At 64.2% G+C, this 18004-nt stretch carries 19 protein-coding genes; 7 read left to right on the top strand and 12 right to left on the bottom strand.

The genetic code is table 11. The annotated features are described in order from the left end of the window. Positions 1-33 precede the first annotated feature (33 nt). From EC86_RS0114725 to EC86_RS0114715, 3 genes are all read left to right on the top strand, one after another. Positions 34-495, top strand: coding sequence for a YraN family protein (locus EC86_RS0114725; protein WP_029526466.1), 462 nt, complete (start codon positions 34-36; stop codon positions 493-495). Between the two features lie 121 nt (positions 496-616). After that, complete coding sequence (locus EC86_RS0114720; protein WP_029526464.1) at positions 617-1216, top strand: phosphoheptose isomerase; 600 nt, start codon at positions 617-619, stop codon at positions 1214-1216. Further along, positions 1213-1875 carry a BON domain-containing protein gene (locus EC86_RS0114715; protein ID WP_029526462.1) on the top strand — a complete coding sequence of 221 codons (663 nt, stop codon included), beginning with the start codon at positions 1213-1215 and terminating at the stop codon, positions 1873-1875. The genes EC86_RS0114720 and EC86_RS0114715 overlap by 4 nt, the downstream gene beginning before the upstream one ends. Positions 1876-1944: 69 nt before the next feature. On the opposite strand, the gene EC86_RS0114710 is transcribed toward EC86_RS0114715, so the two are convergent. From EC86_RS0114710 to EC86_RS0114695, 4 genes are read right to left on the bottom strand one after another with little or no spacing between them, the layout of a single operon-like run. Then, on the bottom strand, positions 1945-2838 hold the full coding sequence (locus tag EC86_RS0114710) for an NAD(P)-dependent oxidoreductase (protein ID WP_029526461.1): 894 nt from the start codon (positions 2836-2838) through the stop codon (positions 1945-1947). A gap of 34 nt (positions 2839-2872) precedes the next feature. After that, entirely contained in the window at positions 2873-4009 is a 1137-nt protein-coding gene (locus tag EC86_RS0114705; protein ID WP_029526459.1) for a PilT/PilU family type 4a pilus ATPase, read from the bottom strand. 43 nt (positions 4010-4052) lie between these two features. After that, positions 4053-4355, bottom strand: a complete 303-nt coding sequence (locus EC86_RS0114700; RefSeq protein ID WP_051675941.1) for a hypothetical protein — start codon at positions 4353-4355, stop codon at positions 4053-4055. A 26-nt stretch (positions 4356-4381) separates the two neighbouring features. Further along, a complete protein-coding gene (locus EC86_RS0114695; RefSeq protein WP_029526455.1) occupies positions 4382-5425 on the bottom strand; it encodes a type IV pilus twitching motility protein PilT in 1044 nt (347 codons plus the stop codon). Positions 5426-5468: 43 nt separating this feature from the next. On the opposite strand from EC86_RS0114695, the gene EC86_RS0114690 reads away from it, so the two are divergent. Next, positions 5469-6200, top strand: a complete 732-nt coding sequence (locus tag EC86_RS0114690; protein ID WP_029526454.1) for a YggS family pyridoxal phosphate-dependent enzyme — start codon at positions 5469-5471, stop codon at positions 6198-6200. Positions 6201-6311: 111 nt separating this feature from the next. On the opposite strand, the gene EC86_RS0114685 is transcribed toward EC86_RS0114690, so the two are convergent. Beyond that, on the bottom strand, positions 6312-8789 hold the full coding sequence (locus tag EC86_RS0114685; RefSeq protein ID WP_036772218.1) for a sensor domain-containing protein: 2478 nt from the start codon (positions 8787-8789) through the stop codon (positions 6312-6314). Between the two features lie 364 nt (positions 8790-9153). Here EC86_RS0114685 and EC86_RS0114675 point away from each other — a divergent pair, with 364 nt between their 5' ends. Next, positions 9154-9723 (top strand): bactofilin family protein, encoded by a 570-nt coding sequence (locus EC86_RS0114675; protein ID WP_029526451.1) that lies wholly within the window; start codon positions 9154-9156, stop codon positions 9721-9723. Between the two features lie 124 nt (positions 9724-9847). On the opposite strand, the gene EC86_RS0114670 is transcribed toward EC86_RS0114675, so the two are convergent. The 3 genes from EC86_RS0114670 to EC86_RS0114660 all read right to left on the bottom strand — a co-directional run bounded on the left by EC86_RS0114670 (position 9848) and on the right by EC86_RS0114660 (position 12586). Further along, positions 9848-10573: an LrgB family protein gene (locus EC86_RS0114670; RefSeq protein WP_029526450.1), complete on the bottom strand. Its 726-nt coding sequence runs from the start codon at positions 10571-10573 to the stop codon at positions 9848-9850. After that, positions 10566-10952: a CidA/LrgA family protein gene (locus EC86_RS0114665; RefSeq protein ID WP_029526449.1), complete on the bottom strand. Its 387-nt coding sequence runs from the start codon at positions 10950-10952 to the stop codon at positions 10566-10568. Before EC86_RS0114665 ends, EC86_RS0114670 begins: the two co-directional genes overlap by 8 nt. 131 nt (positions 10953-11083) lie before the next feature. Next, positions 11084-12586 (bottom strand): FAD-linked oxidase C-terminal domain-containing protein, encoded by a 1503-nt coding sequence (locus tag EC86_RS0114660; protein WP_029526448.1) that lies wholly within the window; start codon positions 12584-12586, stop codon positions 11084-11086. A gap of 182 nt (positions 12587-12768) precedes the next feature. On the opposite strand from EC86_RS0114660, the gene EC86_RS0114655 reads away from it, so the two are divergent. Next, positions 12769-13335, top strand: coding sequence for a Uma2 family endonuclease (locus tag EC86_RS0114655; protein ID WP_029526446.1), 567 nt, complete (start codon positions 12769-12771; stop codon positions 13333-13335). Positions 13336-13396: 61 nt separating this feature from the next. On the opposite strand, the gene EC86_RS0114650 is transcribed toward EC86_RS0114655, so the two are convergent. Both EC86_RS0114650 and purU read right to left on the bottom strand, forming a co-directional pair. After that, the gene (locus EC86_RS0114650) at positions 13397-14317 is read right to left on the bottom strand and encodes a LysR substrate-binding domain-containing protein (protein WP_029526445.1); all 921 of its coding nucleotides are present in this window, start codon (positions 14315-14317) and stop codon (positions 13397-13399) included. A 76-nt stretch (positions 14318-14393) separates the two neighbouring features. Beyond that, positions 14394-15242: a formyltetrahydrofolate deformylase gene (gene purU, locus EC86_RS0114645; protein ID WP_029526444.1), complete on the bottom strand. Its 849-nt coding sequence runs from the start codon at positions 15240-15242 to the stop codon at positions 14394-14396. A gap of 158 nt (positions 15243-15400) precedes the next feature. Here purU and EC86_RS0114640 point away from each other — a divergent pair, with 158 nt between their 5' ends. After that, complete coding sequence (locus EC86_RS0114640; protein WP_029526443.1) at positions 15401-16741, top strand: omega-aminotransferase AptA; 1341 nt, start codon at positions 15401-15403, stop codon at positions 16739-16741. A gap of 19 nt (positions 16742-16760) precedes the next feature. On the opposite strand, the gene EC86_RS0114635 is transcribed toward EC86_RS0114640, so the two are convergent. Both EC86_RS0114635 and EC86_RS0114630 read right to left on the bottom strand, forming a co-directional pair. Next, positions 16761-17597, bottom strand: a complete 837-nt coding sequence (locus EC86_RS0114635) for a ChaN family lipoprotein (RefSeq protein ID WP_232229897.1) — start codon at positions 17595-17597, stop codon at positions 16761-16763. Between the two features lie 122 nt (positions 17598-17719). After that, positions 17720-18001: a BTH_I0359 family protein gene (locus EC86_RS0114630; protein WP_029526441.1), complete on the bottom strand. Its 282-nt coding sequence runs from the start codon at positions 17999-18001 to the stop codon at positions 17720-17722. Positions 18002-18004: the final 3 nt, after the last annotated feature.

Raw genomic sequence — 18004 nt, 5'->3', positions numbered from 1 at the left:
CCGTGTCCAGGGCCAGTTCGAAAGAAGCGTTCAATGTGGTTTTCCAGAAAACAGGCGGATCAGTTGCCCACCCAGTGCGCGGCGGCCAGTGCTGCGCCAGCGCCGACGCAGGTTACCACCAAGTCCCGGGGTGATGCGGCCGAGGCGGCGGCGAAAGCCTGGCTGGCCAGGGCGGGCCTGCGATGGATCGAGTCCAATTATCGGACGCCGGGGCGCGGCGGCGGCGAGATCGACCTGGTCATGCGCGCGCCCGACGGGACTCTGGTGTTTGTCGAGGTCCGCCAGCGCGCCAGTGCGTCGCACGGCGGCGCCGCAGCGAGCATCAGCGGCGTCAAGCAGCGGCGCATCATTTTTGCGGCGCGCCATTACCTGCTGCGCTTTGCCAGCCCGCCGCCTTGCCGCTTCGACGTGGTGCTGGTCCATGGGACGCTGGGCGGGGGGGACGGCCCCGGACCGGACATCGAATGGCTGCCGGCTGCTTTCGATGCCTCCTGATCCCTGGCAGCCGCTGAAACTGGCCGCCCAAGGCATGGCGAATTTGTAACCAATCCTTCATGGCACCGCCGACGTGCGGTTGCCAGGACGGCGGCGCGCCATGACCCGCTATCATCAGTCCATGCTTGAACAACGAATCGAACAGCAATTCATCGACAGCGCCGACCTCAAATACCAGTCTGCGCAAATCCTTTCCAAACCCGTCGCCGCCGCAGTGCATGCCATCCTGGCCAGCGTCACCAGCGGCAACAAGGTGCTGGCTTGCGGCAATGGCGGTTCGGCCGCCGACGCCCAGCACTTCGCGGCTGAATTTGTCGGCCGCTATGAGCGCGAGCGGCCCGAACTGGGCGCGATTGCCCTGACCACCGACAGCTCCATCATCACCGCCATTGCCAATGATTACGATTTCAGCGTGATTTTCTCCAAGCAGGTGCGCGCCCTGGGCGTGGCCGGCGACGTGCTGCTGGCCATCAGCACCAGCGGCAATTCGGCCAACGTGCTCGCCGCCGTCGAAGCGGCGCACGAGCGCGAGATGACGGTGGTGGCGCTGACCGGCCGGGGCGGCGGCAAGATGAACCAGGCCCTGCGTGAAACCGATGTCCATATCTGCGTGCCGCATGAGCGCACGGCCCGCATTCAGGAAGTGCATTCCCTTGTGATCCACTGCATCTGTGATGGCGTGGATACCCAGTTACTAGGCGATCAGGAGTCTTCGACATGAGCCATGGTGTGATGAAACGACTGGCCGGCATGGCCGGCGCGGCAGTGCTGCTTTCGAGCCTGCTGTCGGCCTGCGTGGGCCCCCTGCTGGTGGGCGGCGCCATGGTCGGCGGCACGCTGGTGGCGGTGGACCGCCGGAGTTCCGGCGCCCAGCTGGACGACGAAGCCATCGAGGTGCGCGCCGCCAGCCAGATCCGCTCCAACCTCGGGACCCGGGTGCGCGCGAGCGTCACCAGCTACAACCGCCAGGTGCTGCTGACCGGCGAGGTGCCCAACCTGCAGGACAAGCAGCGGGTCGAGGACGTGGTCAAGTCGGTGGAAAACGTGGCGTCGGTGGTCAATGAACTGGCGGTCCTGAACAGCCCGTCGCTGATGGACCGTTCTGCCGATGCGCTGCTGACCGGACGCGTCAAGGCCATGCTGCTCGATGCAAGCGACTTGCAGTCCAACGCCTTCAAGGTCGTGACCGAACGCAACACGGTGTACCTGATGGGGCGTGTCACCCAGCGTGAGGCGGACCGGGCCACGGAAGTGGTGCGTGCGACGCCAGGCGTGCAAAAAGTGGTGCGGCTTCTGGAAATCATCAGCGAGCAGGAGCTGCAAAGGCTCGGAACCGTCCCTGCCGGCAGCGCCCAGCCGGCCCCTGCCACGAAGCTCTGAGGCGGCTGAAAAAGGCGTGGTGGCCTTCCAGCGGCTCCGGCAAGCCGGGCCGCTGCAAACCGCCTGGCCTTATTTCAGGCGCTTGACCAGGCTGGACGTGTCCCAGCGCTGGCCGCCCATGGCCTGCACGTCGGCGTAGAACTGGTCCACCAGCGCCGTGACCGGCAGCCGGGCGCCATTGCGCTTGGCTTCGTCAAGCACCAGACCCAGGTCCTTGCGCATCCAGTCCACGGCAAAGCCGAAGTCGAATTTGTCGGCGACCATGGTCTTGCCGCGGTTGTCGAGCTGCCAGCTTTGCGCCGCGCCCTTGCCAATCACCTCTAACACCTGGTTCACGTCAAGCCCGGCCTTCTGGCCAAAAGCCACCGCTTCGCTCAGGCCCTGAACCAGGCCGGCAATGCAGATCTGGTTGACCATCTTGGTCAGCTGGCCGGCGCCTGCCTCGCCCATCAGGGTGAAGGCCTTTGAAAAGGCCATGCCGACCGGCCGGGCCGCATCAAACGCCGCCGCATCGCCGCCGCACATGACCGTAAGCGCGCCGTTTTCCGCGCCGGCCTGGCCGCCCGACACCGGTGCGTCGATGAACTGCAGGCCGATGGCTTTCGCTGCGCTGTAAAGCTCGCGGGCAACGGTCGCCGACGCTGTGGTGTGGTCGACAAAGATGGCGCCCGGCTTCATGCCGGCAAACGCGCCGTTCGCGCCCAGCGTGACGGAGCGCAGGTCATCGTCGTTGCCGACGCAGCAAAACACCATGTCCGCACCCGCTGCGGCTTCGCGCGGTGTGGCGGCGGAAGCGCCCTTGAATTCATCGCGCCATCCCTGGGCCTTGGGGGCGCTGCGGTTGTACACCGTGACGTCGTGGCCCGCCAGCGCCAGATGGCCGGCCATGGGATAACCCATGACGCCTAGGCCGAGAAAGGCGACTTTGCAGGAAATGGAGGGCTCGTAGTTCTTGGTCGGCATGGTCATGGTGGGGCAACAGGGTTTTAAAAGAAGTTCACACAATCGCAAAGTGCTCGGTCCCGGCCGACAGGTCGGTGGACTTGGCGCGCTGCGAATACAGCTTGATCTGCAGCCGCAGGTCGTTGACCGAATCGGCGTTGCGCAGCGCGTCCTCGTAGGTGATGGCATTGCCCTCGAAAGCGTCAAACAGCGACTGGTCAAAGGTCTGCATGCCCATGTTGCGGCTTTTCTTCATGATTTCCTTGATCTCGCCGACATCGCCCTTGAAGATGAGGTCGGAAATCAGGGGCGAATTGAGCATCACCTCGACCGCTGCGAAGCGGCCCTTGCTGTCCTGACGGGGCACCAGGCGCTGCGACACCACGGCCTTGAGGTTGAGCGACAGGTCCATCAGCAACTGCGTGCGGCGCTCTTCCGGAAAAAAGTTGATGATGCGGTCCATCGCCTGGTTGGCGCTGTTGGCATGCAGTGTCGCCAGGCACAGGTGGCCGGTTTCCGAAAAAGCCAGCGCATGCTCCATGCTTTCGCGGTCGCGAATCTCGCCCATCAGGATCACGTCAGGCGCCTGGCGCATCGAGTTTTTCAGCGCCGATGCCCAGCTGTCGGTGTCCAGCCCGACTTCGCGCTGGGTTACCACGCAGTTCTTGTGCATATGCACGAATTCCACCGGGTCTTCAATCGTCAGGATGTGGCCGTAGGATTGATCGTTGCGCCAGTCCAGCATGGCGGCCATGGTGGTCGATTTACCGGAGCCGGTGGCGCCCACCAGAATCGTCAGGCCCCGCTTGGCCATCACCACGTCCTTCAATACCGCTGGCATGCCCAGGCCATCGAGCGTGGGAAGCACCGCCGGAATGACGCGCAGCACCATGCCCACCTTGCCCTGCTGCATGAAGGCATTGACGCGAAAGCGCCCGATGCCGGGCGGAGAAATGGCGAAATTGCATTCCTTGGTCCGCTCGAACTCGGCCGCCTGCTTGTCGTTCATGATGGCGCGCGCCAGCGTCATCGTATGGCTGGCGTTAAGCGGCTGGGACGACACCTTGGTCAGCTTGCCATCGACCTTGATGGCAGGCGGAAACTCTCCGGTGACAAAAAGATCGCTGCCGCCCCGGCTGACCATGAGCCGAAGCAGGTCGTTGATGAATTTACTGGCCTGATCGCGTTCCATGAATTCTCCTGGGTATTTTTTCAGCGGGTGAGGCGGGGCTTGATCAGCTCTGTTTTTCGCTCAGCCGGGCGCTGTGGGGCAGGGGTATTTCACCCAGAATGTCGCCTGGCCGTGCTTCGGCGAGGTGCAGGCGGTGGTCGCCCCGGGGTTGCGCGCGGTTGAACGGCAATGCTGCCGCGCCCGGCCGCCAGGCGCCCACCTCGTGGGCCCGGGCTTCCCACGGCACCATCGACGATGCGTCGGTTCCTTGGTCGGCAAAGGCGGGGGAAAAGAAAAACGTATCCGAAACGTCCTTGCCTACAGGGGCAGGCGGGTTCTGCCTGATGCGTCCGGGTAGGCTTTTCATGGTGCAATTTTCTTGTGGGGCGCGGGTCAGCCCGGGAAGTTGTCGGGAATTTTTGCTTTTCCGCGCGCTTCCGCTGATGAAATGAGGTTGCGCTTGACCAGGTCGTTCAGGTTCTGGTCCAGCGTCTGCATGCCCAGGCTGTTGCCGGTCTGGATCGACGAATACATCTGCGCCACCTTGGCCTCGCGGATCAGGTTGCGGATGGCGCTGGTGCCCAGCATGATCTCGTGCGCGGCCACCCGGCCCTGGCCGTCCTTGGTCTTGCACAGCGTCTGCGAGATCACCGCCTGCAGCGATTCGGACAGCATCGAGCGGATCATTTCCTTTTCCTCTGCCGGAAACACGTCGATGATCCGGTCGATGGTCTTGGCAGCGCTCGACGTGTGCAGCGTGCCGAACACCAGGTGGCCGGTTTCCGCCGCCGTCATCGCCAGGCGAATCGTTTCGAGGTCGCGCATTTCCCCCACCAAAATCGCGTCCGGGTCTTCGCGCAGCGCGGATTTCAGCGCGGCGGCAAAGCTCAGCGTGTGCGGCCCGACCTCGCGCTGGTTGATCAGGCATTTCTTGGATTCATGGACAAACTCGATCGGGTCCTCGACCGTGAGGATGTGGCCGTATTCGGTTTCGTTCAGGTAGTTGACCATCGCCGCCAGCGTGGTCGACTTGCCCGAGCCGGTCGGGCCGGTGACCAGCACCATGCCGCGCGGCTTCAAGGCCAGTTCACCGAAAATCTTCGGGCAGCCGAGCTGCTCCAGTGTCAGGATTTTCGACGGAATGGTTCGCAGCACCGCGCCGGCGCCCCGGTTGTGGTTGAAGGCGTTGACCCGAAAACGCGCCAGGCCGTCGATTTCGAAGGAAAAGTCGACTTCCAGGAACTCTTCGTACTGCTTGCGCTGGGTGTCGTTCATGATGTCGTACACCATGGCGTGGACTTCCTTGTGGTCCAGCGGCTCGATGTTGATGCGACGAACATCGCCGTGAACCCGGATCATCGGCGGAAGGCCGGCTGACAGATGCAGGTCGGATGCCTTGTTTTTGACGCTGAAGGCCAGCAACTGCGTAATGTCCATTCCGGCAAATCCCCTAGGTTGAATCTGAGTTTACAGTCGGATTATGACCACGATTTCGCACCATCTCCGACTTGTCCACGACCGAATTCACGCCGCCTGCCTGGCCTGCGGGCGCGACCCGGCCAGCGTGCGCCTGCTGGCGGTTTCCAAAACCTTTGGCGCTGACGCGGTGGCCGAGGCCGTTTTGGCAGGCCAGACGGCTTTTGGCGAAAACTACATTGCCGAAGGCGTTGACAAGATCGAGGCCTTGCGCGGCAGGCTGGCCGCTGTCGCCAAGGGGTCTGAAGCGCCTGTAAGCGCCCTGGAGTGGCACTGTATCGGGCCGGTCCAGAGCAACAAGACGCGGCTGGTGGCCGGGCATTTCGACTGGGTGCAGTCGGTGGACCGGCTGAAGATCGCGCAGCGGCTGAGCGAGCAGCGCCCGGCCGGCTTGCCACCGCTGCAGGTGTGCCTGCAGGTCAATATCGATGGCGGCGCCAACAAGTCGGGCGTGGCGCCCGAGGCGGCCCTGGCGCTTGCCTGGCAAGTCGCGCAACTCCCGCGCCTGGTGCTGCGCGGCCTGATGGCTATTCCCGAGCCTGCTATTGATTTTGTAGCTGCTTGCGCCCTGCACGCAAGCGCAAAAGCCTTGTTTGATCAAATAAATGCGTCTGGCGCGCTGGCGCTGCCAATGGACACGCTGTCGCTGGGCATGACGGCCGATCTGGAAGCCGCCATCCATGCCGGCAGCACCATGGTCCGGGTGGGAACCGCGATCTTCGGCGGGCGCGGCTGATCGCCTGCGAACGGCCTTGCATTCCGGCGAAGTCGGGAATGGCGCTTTCCCGGCGGGTGCGAAGGGAATGCTGCCCTGCAGGCCAGCCCGAAATGCGGGCTTCGGCGCAGCCTAACCCGGCAGCAAGGCCGCAGCCCGGACCTTGCGGTGCGTGCCCGGTTGCATGAGGTAAGCCTCCAGTTCCCTGATCGGCAGCGGAGCCGAAAACAAAAAGCCCTGGAACTGGTCGCAACCCTGCGCAATCAAAAAATCGAGCTGGTCCTGGGTTTCCACGCCTTCGGCGACCACCTCCAGGTTCAGGCTGTGCGCCAGCGTGATGATGGTGCGGGAAATGGCGGCATCGGCCCGGTCGGTCAGTATTTCCGCGACAAAGTTCTTGTCGATCTTGAGCTGGTCCAGCGGCAGGCGCTTGAGCGCCGACAGCGACGAGTAACCCATGCCGAAATCGTCAAGCGCCAGCGTCACGCCCAATGCCTTGAGCGTTCCCATGCGCGCCAGCGTGATGTCCATGCCGTCGGCCAGCAGGGTTTCGGTCAACTCTAACTTCAGGCGCTCCGGCTTGACGCCGGTGCGCCGGATCTCGGCCATCACCTGATCGACAAAATCCGGATGCCGGAACTGGCGCACGCTGACATTGACCGCGATGCTCAGGCCGGCGGCCTGCGGCCATTGCGCCCAGGCGGCGAGTTGCTCGCAAGCCGTTGCCAGCGCCCACTGGCCCAGCGGCAGGATCAGGCCGCTTTCCTCGGCCATCGGGATGAAGTCGGACGGCATGACCAGCCCGCGCCGGGGATGTTGCCAGCGCAGCAGGGCTTCGACGCCGGTCACGCAGCCCTGACGGTCAACCTGGGGCTGGTAATGCAGCACGAACTCCTGCTTGCGCAGGCCGGCGTGCAGCTCCGAGCTGACAGAAGCGTTGGCATTGACCGCCGCCTGCATTTCGGGATCGAAAAAGCACAGTGAATTGCGCCCCGTGGTCTTGGCCTGGTACATCGCCAGGTCGGCCTGCTTGAGCACCTCGCTCACGCTGTCGTGCGGGCCATTGAGCGATGTCACGCCGATGCTGGAGGTGGTGTAGTGCTGGTGCCCGCCCAGGTCAAAGGGTTCGCGCAGCGCTTCAAGCACCTTGTCGGCCAGCTTGCGGGTTTTGACGGTGGCATCAGCCGCATCGTCGCCCAGGTCTTCAAGCAGCACGACGAATTCATCGCCGCCCAGCCGCGCCACCGTGTCGGTGACCTCGACGCAGGCCGCCAGCCGTTCGGCGACCTGCTGCAGCAGCAGGTCGCCCTTGTGGTGGCCCAGGGTGTCGTTGAGCACCTTGAGCTTGTCCACGTCAATGAACATCAGCGCGCCGTTGCGCCGCAGGGCAACGCTCTGCGACATCACATGCTCCAGGCGGTTGAGCAGCATCAGCCGGTTGGGCAGGCTGGTCAGCGGGTCGTAGAAGGCCAGCTGGTGAATGGCGTCGGCCGCGACCTTGCGCTGGGTGATGTCCCGGCCGACGGCGACCCAGTGCGCCAGGTCGTCGGCCGTGTCGGCGACCTGGACGATTTCCAGTTCCAGCCAGAAGCAGCTGCCGTTCTTGCGGAAGACCAGCAATTCGCTGCGCGCCTGGCGCTTGCGCGCCAGCATCCGGGCCATGCGCTCGAATTCGTCCTGCGCCGCCCCGGGCCCCAGTAGCTTGCGCGGCGTCTGGCCCAGCACCTCATGGCGGCTGTAGCCCGTGTGCTCCTCGAAAGCGTGGTTGACGAACACGATGTAAGGCACTTTTTTGCGTGCGGGCTGGGCCTCGGCGATCAGCACGATGTCGTTGAGCCGTGCAACGCAGGTTTCCAGCAGCATCAGCTGCTCCTGCGATTTGCGCCGCTTGCTCACATCGCGAAAGTACACCGCCAGTCCTTCGGCGAAGGGGCAGGCGCGCACTTCCAGCCACTTGCCCAGTCCGGGGTAGAAGTCCTCGAATTCAATCTGCCGGCCGGTGGCGATCGACCGCTGGAGTTCCTGGCGCAGGCGCTGGTTCTTGTCATTGACCAGCACTTCCCAGATTTCCTTGCCCAGCAGTTCGGCGCTGGTGTGCCGCAGCAACTGTTCGCTTTCCTGGTTCAGGTGGGTAAAGCAGCACTGCCGGTCCAGCGTGACAAACGCTTCGGTGATGGTGGCCAGCGTCGTGGTCAGGCGCATGGCCAGCTGCAGCGTTTCCTGCTGCGCCTGCTTGCGGTCCGAAATATCCTGCAGCATGCCCTGCAGGTTCTTGACCTGGCCGCGCTGGTTCTGCACCGCCTCGCAGACCATGCGCACCCATTTGCGGCCGGAGGGCGTGTCAATCTGCATTTCCTCGTCAAAGCCGATGCCATGCCGGCTGCACTGCCCCAGCAGCCATCCGATGCGGTCCCGGCACTCGGGTGCAAACCGGGCGGTGAGTTCATCGCGCGTGATGGCGAGCTCCGGCAGCAGGCCGATGATGGCCGCAAATTCCATGGAGCAGGTCACCCATTGGGGGCTTTTCAGGTCCATCGTCCAGCTGCCGGCATGCGCAATACGCTCGGCCATGGCCAGTAGGTGGGTGGCCTGTTGGGAGGCTGAGGGCATGGAACTCCTGGTGATGACTAAAAGGACGCCAGCGGAAACAGGCTTTTGCCGGCGAGCAGCGTCTGCGCGATGCGCTCGCAGGCAAAACCGTCGTCATACGGATTATGTGCAAAAGCCATGGCTGCCTGACGGGCAAGCCGATTGCCAGCAGGTTCCGGTTGAAGGGCTCATTTCGGAGCTTGCCGATCGTCTCATTTCATTTCCGAAGCGCTCATTGACCAACTGGCCCTTGAATGCCTGGCAAGGGATGAAGTTCGCGCATAAAAGTCCTGCAGCGCCAAAATTAATTCGTTACTTCTCTTGCATGCCGCCGGAGATTTTTGGCAATTTCGCAACGTAGGATGAATCATTTTGGAGGACAGACATGGCAACACCGTTTTTTGGCAAGCGCGAGAATGAAATCCCGACCACCGGTGTGCGTCCTGCCACGGGCAGCAGCTATGCGGGTTCGGGCGCGGCGCCGGCCGGCACGCTGCATTCCGCTTCCCCTGCATCAGGGGCGCAAAACATGACCCGGCCGATGGGCAGTGAGCTCGCCGTGCCAGCCGTGGATGAGCGGGAAAGCGGCAGCAAGCTGACGGTCGGACCCAACATCAAGCTCAAGGGCGTCGAGATCACCGACTGCGACACGCTGGTCGTCGAGGGCACGGTGGAAGCCACCATGAATTCGCGCGTCATCCAGATTGCCGAGCAGGGCGCGTTCAAGGGATCGGCCGAGATCGAGATTGCGGAAATCCGGGGCGAATTCAACGGCAACCTGATTGTTCGCCAGAAACTGGTGATCTACGCCACCGGCAAGGTCACCGGAACCATCCGCTACGGCAAGCTGGTGGTGGAGGAGGGCGGCCAGCTTTCGGGTGAAATTGTCTTTGGCACCCAGGGCGGCAGCCTCAAGTCCGCCGTGGTGGTCAAGCCCGGCCTGCAGGCTGCATGACCGGTAAATATAGGCAAATAGTGGCTTTTGCGCATATCCAGCGGGTGTGAGCTGCTATTGATTCAGGACTTGACCGCAGGCTGTCCTGCTCGCGCCGGTTGCGAATGCCAGGCGCAGAGTGTGCTTAAAAAAGCTTGAAAACCAGCGGAATCAGCAGCGAGGCCAGCACCACCTGCATGCCCAGCGCCAGGCCCGCATAGGCCCCGGCATCGGCATCCACCTGCATCGCGCGCGCCGCGCCAATGCCGTGCGAAGCGGTTCCGAGCGCAAAGCCCCGGGCCGACCAGCCTTGCGTGTCGGTCGGTATGCCCAGGGCGGCAAACAGGTATTTGCCGCACAGCGCGCCGACCAGCCCGGTAATCACCGCAAACACCGCCGCCAGGGCCGGAATGCCGCCAATCTGCTCGGCAATACCCATGGCGACCGGCGCGGTGACTGACTTGGGCACCAGCGAAAGAATCAGTTCCCGGGGCAGGCCGAACATCCAGCCCAGCAGCAGTGACGAGGCTGCCGCCACGCTGCCGCCAGCCAGCGCCGCGACCAGCAGCCGGTGCCAGCGCTGGCGCAACTCGGCGCGGCGCAGCCACAGCGGCCAGGCCAGCGCCACCACCGCCGGGCCGAGCAGGAAGTGAATGAACTGCGCGCCGGCGAAGTAGGTCGGGTAGGACACGCCAGTGGCCACCAGCCCGCAGGCCAGCACCACGACCGACCACAGCACCGGATTGGCCCAGGGCGCATGCCCGGCGCGCAGGTAGAGGGCATGCGCCAGCACATACACCATCAGCGTCGCGGTCAGGCCAAACAGCGGCGTGGTCGAAAGATAGACCCACAGCTGGACAAAATCAGACATCGGCATCCTTTGGCGCGGACGTGGCGGCGGCAGGGCCGTTATCGCGGTCCCTGAACAGGTGCAAGGCCAGCACCGTTACCGCCAGACCCGCCATGGTGGACAGAACGACGACAGCCAGCAGGCGGATTCCGTACTGACTGACGAGCGAAAGATGGGTCATCACGCCCACGCCCACCGGAACGAAGAGTAAGGAAAGGTGCGAAAGCAGGAATTCCGCGCAGGCCGTCACCGGCTCTTGGACGGACGGCCAGCGCAGCGCCAGCAGCAGCAGCACCATGCCGATGACCGGGCCGGGTAGCGGCAGGGCCAGGCCGCGCCCCAGCAGTTCGCCCGCCGACTGGAAGATCAGCAGCCACATCATTCCGCGCAGGGCATTCATGTCATTGCATTTCCAAATCAATCCGATATGTCGTTGCTTCGCCTTGCCGTGCTGCAGCACTGTCCGCAGCTTCGCGTCTACTCTCGGACTGATTTGTAAACGGAATCATGGGCGCATCGGCGCGGTGGGTTTCAGAAACGCGGCAGGTCGGGGTGCGATATCTTGCCGCCGCGCACCAGCATTTTTCCGTACTCGGCGCAGCGGTTCAGCGTCGGGATCACCTTGCCCGGGTTGAGCAGGCCCTTGGGGTCAAAGGCGCGCTTGACGCCGAACATCTGCTCGTTCTCCTCGGCCGAGAACTGCACGCACATCGAGTTGAGTTTTTCCACGCCCACGCCATGCTCGCCGGTCACGGTGCCTCCCATGGCGACGCTGGTTTCCAGGATGTCGGCGCCAAACAGCTCGCAGCGGTGCAGCTGGTCGGCGTCGTTGGCGTCGAACATGATCAAGGGGTGCAGGTTGCCGTCGCCCGCGTGGAACACGTTGGCGCAGCGCAGGCCGTACTTGATCTCCATGTCGGCAATCGCCAGCAGGATGTCGGCCAGCCGCTTGCGCGGAATCGTCGAGTCCATGCACATGTAGTCGGGGCTGATGCGGCCCGACGCCGGAAAGGCGTTCTTGCGGCCGCTCCAGAAGCGCAGCCGCTCGGCTTCGTTCTGGCTCACGGCGATGGCGGTGGCGCCGTAGCGCGCCAGTACGGCGCTCATGCGGCCGATTTCCTCCTCGACTTCTTCCGGCGTGCCGTCGCTTTCGCACAGCAAGATCGCTGCCGCGCTCAGGTCGTAGCCGGCATGCACGAAGTCCTCGACCGCCGCCGTCATCGGCTTGTCCATCATCTCCAGCCCGGCCGGAATGATGCCGGCGGCAATCACGCCCGCCACTGCGTCGCCGGCCTTGCGCAGGTCGTCAAAGCTGGCCATGATGCAGCGCGCCAGTTGCGGCTTGGGAATCAGCTTGACGGTGACCTCGGTGGTCACGGCCAGCATGCCTTCGCTGCCGATCAGGATGGCCAGCAGGTCGTAGCCGGGGGCATCGAGCGCGTCGCTGCCGAACTCGACCTCGTCGCCCTCGATGGTGAAACCCTTGATCTTCAGCACGTTGTGTACCGTGAGCCCATATTTCAGGCAGTGCACGCCGCCCGAGTTCTCGGCCACGTTGCCGCCGATGGTGCAGGCAATCTGGCTCGACGGGTCGGGCGCGTAGTAAAGGCCGTGCGGCGCGGCGGCGTCGGAAATCGCCAGGTTGCGCACGCCGCCCTGCACCAGCGCCGTTCGGCTGGCGGCATCGACCTTCAGGATCTTGTTGAACTTGGCCAGCGACAGCGTCACGCCCAGCTTGTGCGGCATGGCGCCGCCCGACAGCCCGGTGCCCGCGCCGCGCGCCACCACCGGCACATCGAGCGCATGACAGGTCTTGAGCACCGCCTGCACCTCGGCATAGGTTTCAGGCAGCGCCACCACCAGCGGCCGCTCGCGGTACGCGGTCAGCCCGTCGCATTCGTAGGGCGTGGTGTCTTCGCGGTTCCAGAGCAGCGCATGTTTGGGCAGCACCGCCTCCAGCGCGCGCACGACCTGCGACTGGCGCTCGGCGCGTTCGATGGAGGAAATCTGTTGCGAGGAGGCTGGTGCGTTCATGGTTGGATTTTCCTGATGGAAGCGAGACTTTAGTCCAAATGGTCCGTGGCCGGGGGTGAAGATTTCTAAAGCCGGGTGTGAAATACGGCAGACGCGGGGCTGGCGGGGCCTCAGGCGCGCACCGCGTGTCGCGCAGGGGAAGGTGTCAAAATAACTTCTCGATTGACGCAAAGGACATCGCCATGGGACAAGCCGCATCCCAGTCATTTTTTACCGCCGCTGACTATCTGGCCTGGGAGGCAGCGCAGCTGGATCGCCATGAATACATCGACGGCGAAGTGTTTGCCATGGCTGGCGCCGAGGACCGGCATGTGACGGTGACCATGAACCTGGCTTTCGCGCTGCGCCAGCACCTCAGCGGCAGCCCGTGCCGCACATACATGAGCAACATGCGCCTGCATGTCGCCGCTGCCAACAGCTACTTTTATCCCGATGTTCTGGTGACCTGCAGCGCGCTCGACCTGGCCAGCCCGATGGTAAAGACCGAGCCCAAATTAATCGCCGAAGTCTTGTCACCCAGCACCGCCGCCTATGACCGTGGACTCAAATTCAGCCATTACCGCCGCATTGCCAGCCTGGAGGAATATGTGGTGATCGACCTCGACACGCGCAGCACCGACTGTTTCCGCAAGCGCGATGACGGGTTGTGGGTGCTGCACCCGTTTGCGCGCGGCGAGACGGTGGTGCTGGCCAGCGTGGCGCTGGAATTGAGCGCGGCACAGTTGTTTGCGGAAGTACCGGAAACCTGATTGCTACTTTATTGATAGCTTATTGCGCTTGTGCAGCAAGCGCAATAAGCTTGTTTGATTCTCAAACCAGGCTCTTGCGCAGCCAGTCGGCAAACGCCGCGCATTCCCAGCGGTCCATGGTGCCGGTGCGCCAGCACAGGTAGTGCGCATGCGGGCTGGGCACCTTGCGGCTGAAGATTTCGTTGGTGTCCAGGCGCACCAGCGAGCCGTTTTCCAGCCAGGGCGCGCCGAGCTTGAGGCGCACCAGGGCAATGCCCATGCCGGCGGCGGCGCAGTCGCACATCAGGCCGATGTCGTTGAATTGCGAGCCTTCGACCGGCTCGGGCCAGTCGAGGTTGTTGGCCGCGAACCAGGTGCGCCACGGCTCCAGCGGCGAGCGCAGCAGGTTTTCGCCGAGCAGGTCTTCGGCCGCTTCAAAAGGCCCGTGCTCGCGCAGGAAGGTTGGAGAGGCCAGCGGCGTGACCTCGTCGTTCATCAGGCACACATGCTCCAGGTCGGCATAGCGTCCGGTGCCGAAGCGCACGATCAGGTCGGAATCCTCGGCCACCACGTCGAGCAGCGGAATCGACACCTGCAGCGTCAGGTCGATCTCGGGATAGGCCTCGGTGAACTGGCGCAGGCGCGGAATCAGCACGGAGCGCGCAAAAGTCGGCGTGACCGCCAGCCGCAGCTTGCGCTTGCCCGGCGTGGCGCTCTGGCCGGCCGTGCCGGGAAACTTCTGCAGCGTGGCCAGTCCTTCGCGCACATGCGCGAGGTATTCGCTGCCCTCGGTGGTCAGCGAGAAATCCGCCCGGCCGAACAACTTGGTGCCGATGATCTGCTCCAGCTGCTTGACGCGGTGGCTGACCGCGCTGGGCGTGACGCACAGCTCCTCGGCCGACTGGGTGACACTGCGCAGCCGCGCCAGCGCCTCGAAGGTGAGCAGGCACTGGATCGGCGGAATGCGCTTGGCAGCCGCGCTGGGCACGGCGTAGGCCTCCATCGGCACCGGCCCCCTGACAAAGGGGGGAATGCCATTCTGGCCCGGAGGCGTTTCGGCAGTGGCCATGGAAATGCCCCTATTTGAAGATCACGGTCTTGTGGCCGTTGAGCACCACCCGGTGCTCGCTGTGCCATTTCACGGCGCGGGCCAGCACCTGGCTTTCGGTGTCGCGGCCCATCGCGGTCAGGTCTTCGACGGTCTTGCTGTGGTCGGCCCGGGCCACGTCCTGCTCGATGATGGGGCCTTCGTCCAGGTCGGCGGTCACGTAGTGTGCGGTGGCGCCGATCAGTTTTACCCCCCGGTCGTGCGCCTGGTAATAGGGTTTTGCCCCCTTGAAACTGGGCAGGAAAGAATGGTGGATGTTGATCGCCCGGCCGGCCAGCTGCTTGCACAGGTCGTTCGACAAAATCTGCATGTAGCGCGCCAGCACCACCAGCTCGGCGCCTTCGGATTCGATGATCTCCAGCTGCCTGGCCTCGACCTGCGCCTTGGTGGCGGCGGTGACGGGCAGGTGGTGAAACGGGATGTTGTAACTGGCCGCCAGCTGGTAGAACTCGCGGTGGTTGGAGATGATAGCGCGCACATCGAGGTGCAGCAGGCCCGACTTCCAGCGAAACAGCAGGTCGTTCAGGCAGTGGCCTTCCTTGCTGACCAGGATCACGGTGCGCATCGGCTGCGCGCTGTCGTGCAGTTTCCAGTCCATCTGGAAGGGCTCGGCAAAGGTCTTCAACTGGCTGGAGAGTTCGCCGTGCGTCAGCTGGTCGCAGGCAAACTGCACGCGCATGAAGAACAGGCCGGTGCCATGGTCGTTGTACTGCGCCGCTTCCTCGATATTGCCGCCATGCTCGAACAAAAAGCCCGATACGGCATGAACAATGCCCCGGCGGTCAGGGCATGAAAGGGTCAGGATATAAGCGTGATTCATAAGGGGTGAATTGTCGCAGGTGCTGCCTGGCGGCCGGGCCTGCGGCGGGTTTTGCACGGCATCTGGCCGCCGGGGGTGCCAGAATGCAGGGGCAGCTTGCGTTTGCACTTTCCAGAATCCAAAACGTTTCAACCTCTCGATTCACCCAGGAAACCGACATGGCCTACCAGAACTTCAACATGGACCACCAGTGGCTGCCGTTCACGCCCAACCGCAGCTTCATCAAGGACCCGCGCATCTTCGTGGCGGCCGACGGCATGCATTTCACGACGCATGACGGCCGCCAGGTGCTCGACGGCATTTCCAGCCTGTGGTGCGTGGCCGCCGGGCACAACCGCCGGCCGATCAACGAAGCCATCAAGAAGCAGCTCGACACGCTCGACTACGCCACCGCCTTCCAGGCCAGCAACGACCAGGCCTTCAAGGCGGCCGAAATGATTGCCGACATGGCGCCGGGCGACCTGAACAAGGTGCTGTTCTGCAATTCTGGCTCGGAGGCGGCCGACACCTCGCTCAAGGTCGCGCTGGCCTACCACCGGGCGCGTGGCGAAGGCCACCGCAATGTGTTCATCGGCCGGGAGCGTGGCTACCACGGCGTGGGGTTTGGCGGCATGAGCGTGGGCGGCATTCCGGCCAACCGCAAGGTGTATGGCGCAGCCTTGCTGCCGCGCGTGGACCATATGCGCTTCATCCATGACCCGGTCAGCCATGCCTACATCAACGGCGTCGAGCCCGAATGGACCGAAGACCTGCTGCTGGAACTGGAAAACCGCATCCTGCCGCTGCATGACCCGAGCAACGTGGCCGCCGTGATCGTCGAGCCGGTGGCGGGCAGCGCCGGCTGGTATTTGCCGCCCAAGGGCTACCTCAAGCGGCTGCGCGAGATTTGCGACAAGCACGGCATTCTCTTGATTTTCGACGAGGTGATCACCGGCTTTGGCCGCCTCGGCGTCAACTTTGGCGCCGACTACTACGGCGTCGTTCCCGACATGCTGAACTTTGCCAAGTGCGTGACCAACGGCGTGATTCCGCTGGGCGGCGTGATCTGTTCGGACCGCATCTACGACGCGATGATGAATGCCAACGCCAACAGCCCCGAATACGCGGTCGAATTCTTCCACGGCTACACCTATTCGGGCCACCCGGTGGCCTGCGCGGCGGCCATGGCCACGCTGGAGCTGTTCAAGCAGGAAAACCTGTTTGCTCGCGCCGGCGAAATGGGCAAGGTGCTGGGCGACGCGCTGCACAGCGGCCTGAAGGGCCTGCCCAACGTGATCGGCATCCGCGCCCTGGGGCTGGCCGGCGCGGTGGAACTGGCGCCGGTGGCCGGCGCGCCGGGCAAGCGCGCCTACGACATCTTCATGGAATGCTTCCACCACGGCGTGCTGGTACGGCCCGCCGCCGAGAACATCGTTGTCTGTCCACCCTACATCGTCGAGAAAGGGCACATCGACCGCATCGTCAATGTGGTGGGGGACGCGATCCGCAAGCACGCCTGAATGCTTGGCGGGCAGCGGCCTATTTCGCGGTGGAAGGCAGCTGCGCCTTGAGCCCGGCGCAATAGTCGGTATCGGGCAGGGCCGGTGTGGCCCAGACGCTGTCAAAGGCGTCTGCCCCGTCGGTGCCGGAAGCGTCGCCCGCGCGCAGTTGCAGCGCCTTGGCTGTCACGTCGGCGCGCAGGTGCTGCGGCACGCCCAGGCGGCGGTCCACATGGCCGTTGCCGGCCAGCAGCACCACCGTTTTTCCGGGCAGGAGCAACTGGTGAACCGTGTCGGCCATGGTGATGTCCTTGGCGATCTGGATGCGCGTCATCGGCTGAATCTGGCTTTCGGGCAGCAGGTTGCAGTGGCCGATGCGGATGCCCTGCTGCTGCGCCTTCAGGGCCGGGCCGGGCAACTGCGCATCGAGCTTGCTGTCGTTCATGCTGGCCGGCATCTGCGCGCGCGGCAGGTTGGCGCCCAGCACCGGCACCCCGGCGCGCACGGCGGTCATCACCGCAGGGCCGTAGGCGGTCCACGGCCAGGCCTTGTCGTCCCACTTGAGCGCCCGGCGCGCCTGCTCGTCGGTCGAACTGGGCTTGAGTTGCGCAGTGCTGGCGCCGACTTCGGCCATTTCCAGTGCCACGGCGGCCAGCAGGCCCCGGGTGGCCAGGCTGGAAATGATTTGCTGCTCCAGTTCATGGTGCGCCGGCGCATCATGCTGCTCGCCGACCAGCAGCACATCGGCAGGCAGCAGCGCCTCCAGCCGGCTGGCGGTCTGGGCGGCCGTGCGGCTGCCGGTCTGTTCAAGGATGGGAAGTTCGGGCCGGCCGGCACAGCCGCCGGCCGTCAGCAGCGATGCGGCTGCAAGTAGCAAGGCGAAACGCCGGGGCGGGAGGAGGCGGGAAGTAAAAAGCATGGCTGGATACTAAGGCCTTCGCCGCCGCGCTGCCCCGCGCCTGGCATCTTGCGGGCTTTCCGCAGGGGCCGGCCAAGTGGTCAGTGCAGCGAAACCGGCGTGTTCGCCAGACCGCTGTAGCCTTCGAGCGTGTCCTCGACCTCTTCCTGGGTGGGCGTGTCCTTTTCCCAGCCGCTCAGCCGCTGCTGGAACATTTCTGCCCAGGAGCCGTCAAGGTAGACCTGCTTGCCCGAGCGCTTGTCCACGATTTCATAGCCGTGCCGGGCCAGTTGGGGAACGGCCGGCCGGGGTGCCGAGGCTTCGGGCGCATTCGCGTGAATCTGCACCACCACAAAAGATTCCGAGTCGTAAAGCAGTTGCATGGA

The organism is Polaromonas glacialis (assembly GCF_000709345.1).
GTDB lineage: Bacteria > Pseudomonadota > Gammaproteobacteria > Burkholderiales > Burkholderiaceae_C > Polaromonas > Polaromonas glacialis.
This window is presented reverse-complemented; position numbering and strand designations above follow the sequence as displayed.

What these genes read in the sequence shown, in the direction of transcription:
- EC86_RS0114725 (WP_029526466.1), top strand. Translation starts at nt 34, where the DNA reads ATGTGGTTTTCCAGAAAACAGGCGGATCAGTTGCCCACCCAGTGCGCG.
- EC86_RS0114720 (WP_029526464.1), top strand. Translation starts at nt 617, where the DNA reads ATGCTTGAACAACGAATCGAACAGCAATTCATCGACAGCGCCGACCTC.
- EC86_RS0114715 (WP_029526462.1), top strand. Translation starts at nt 1,213, where the DNA reads ATGAGCCATGGTGTGATGAAACGACTGGCCGGCATGGCCGGCGCGGCA.
- EC86_RS0114710 (WP_029526461.1), bottom strand. Translation starts at nt 2,838, where the DNA reads ATGCCGACCAAGAACTACGAGCCCTCCATTTCCTGCAAAGTCGCCTTT.
- EC86_RS0114705 (WP_029526459.1), bottom strand. Translation starts at nt 4,009, where the DNA reads ATGGAACGCGATCAGGCCAGTAAATTCATCAACGACCTGCTTCGGCTC.
- EC86_RS0114700 (WP_051675941.1), bottom strand. Translation starts at nt 4,355, where the DNA reads ATGAAAAGCCTACCCGGACGCATCAGGCAGAACCCGCCTGCCCCTGTA.
- EC86_RS0114695 (WP_029526455.1), bottom strand. Translation starts at nt 5,425, where the DNA reads ATGGACATTACGCAGTTGCTGGCCTTCAGCGTCAAAAACAAGGCATCC.
- EC86_RS0114690 (WP_029526454.1), top strand. Translation starts at nt 5,469, where the DNA reads ATGACCACGATTTCGCACCATCTCCGACTTGTCCACGACCGAATTCAC.
- EC86_RS0114685 (WP_036772218.1), bottom strand. Translation starts at nt 8,789, where the DNA reads ATGCCCTCAGCCTCCCAACAGGCCACCCACCTACTGGCCATGGCCGAG.
- EC86_RS0114675 (WP_029526451.1), top strand. Translation starts at nt 9,154, where the DNA reads ATGGCAACACCGTTTTTTGGCAAGCGCGAGAATGAAATCCCGACCACC.
- EC86_RS0114670 (WP_029526450.1), bottom strand. Translation starts at nt 10,573, where the DNA reads ATGTCTGATTTTGTCCAGCTGTGGGTCTATCTTTCGACCACGCCGCTG.
- EC86_RS0114665 (WP_029526449.1), bottom strand. Translation starts at nt 10,952, where the DNA reads ATGAATGCCCTGCGCGGAATGATGTGGCTGCTGATCTTCCAGTCGGCG.
- EC86_RS0114660 (WP_029526448.1), bottom strand. Translation starts at nt 12,586, where the DNA reads ATGAACGCACCAGCCTCCTCGCAACAGATTTCCTCCATCGAACGCGCC.
- EC86_RS0114655 (WP_029526446.1), top strand. Translation starts at nt 12,769, where the DNA reads ATGGGACAAGCCGCATCCCAGTCATTTTTTACCGCCGCTGACTATCTG.
- EC86_RS0114650 (WP_029526445.1), bottom strand. Translation starts at nt 14,317, where the DNA reads ATGGAGGCCTACGCCGTGCCCAGCGCGGCTGCCAAGCGCATTCCGCCG.
- purU (WP_029526444.1), bottom strand. Translation starts at nt 15,242, where the DNA reads ATGAATCACGCTTATATCCTGACCCTTTCATGCCCTGACCGCCGGGGC.
- EC86_RS0114640 (WP_029526443.1), top strand. Translation starts at nt 15,401, where the DNA reads ATGGCCTACCAGAACTTCAACATGGACCACCAGTGGCTGCCGTTCACG.
- EC86_RS0114630 (WP_029526441.1), bottom strand. Translation starts at nt 18,001, where the DNA reads ATGCAACTGCTTTACGACTCGGAATCTTTTGTGGTGGTGCAGATTCAC.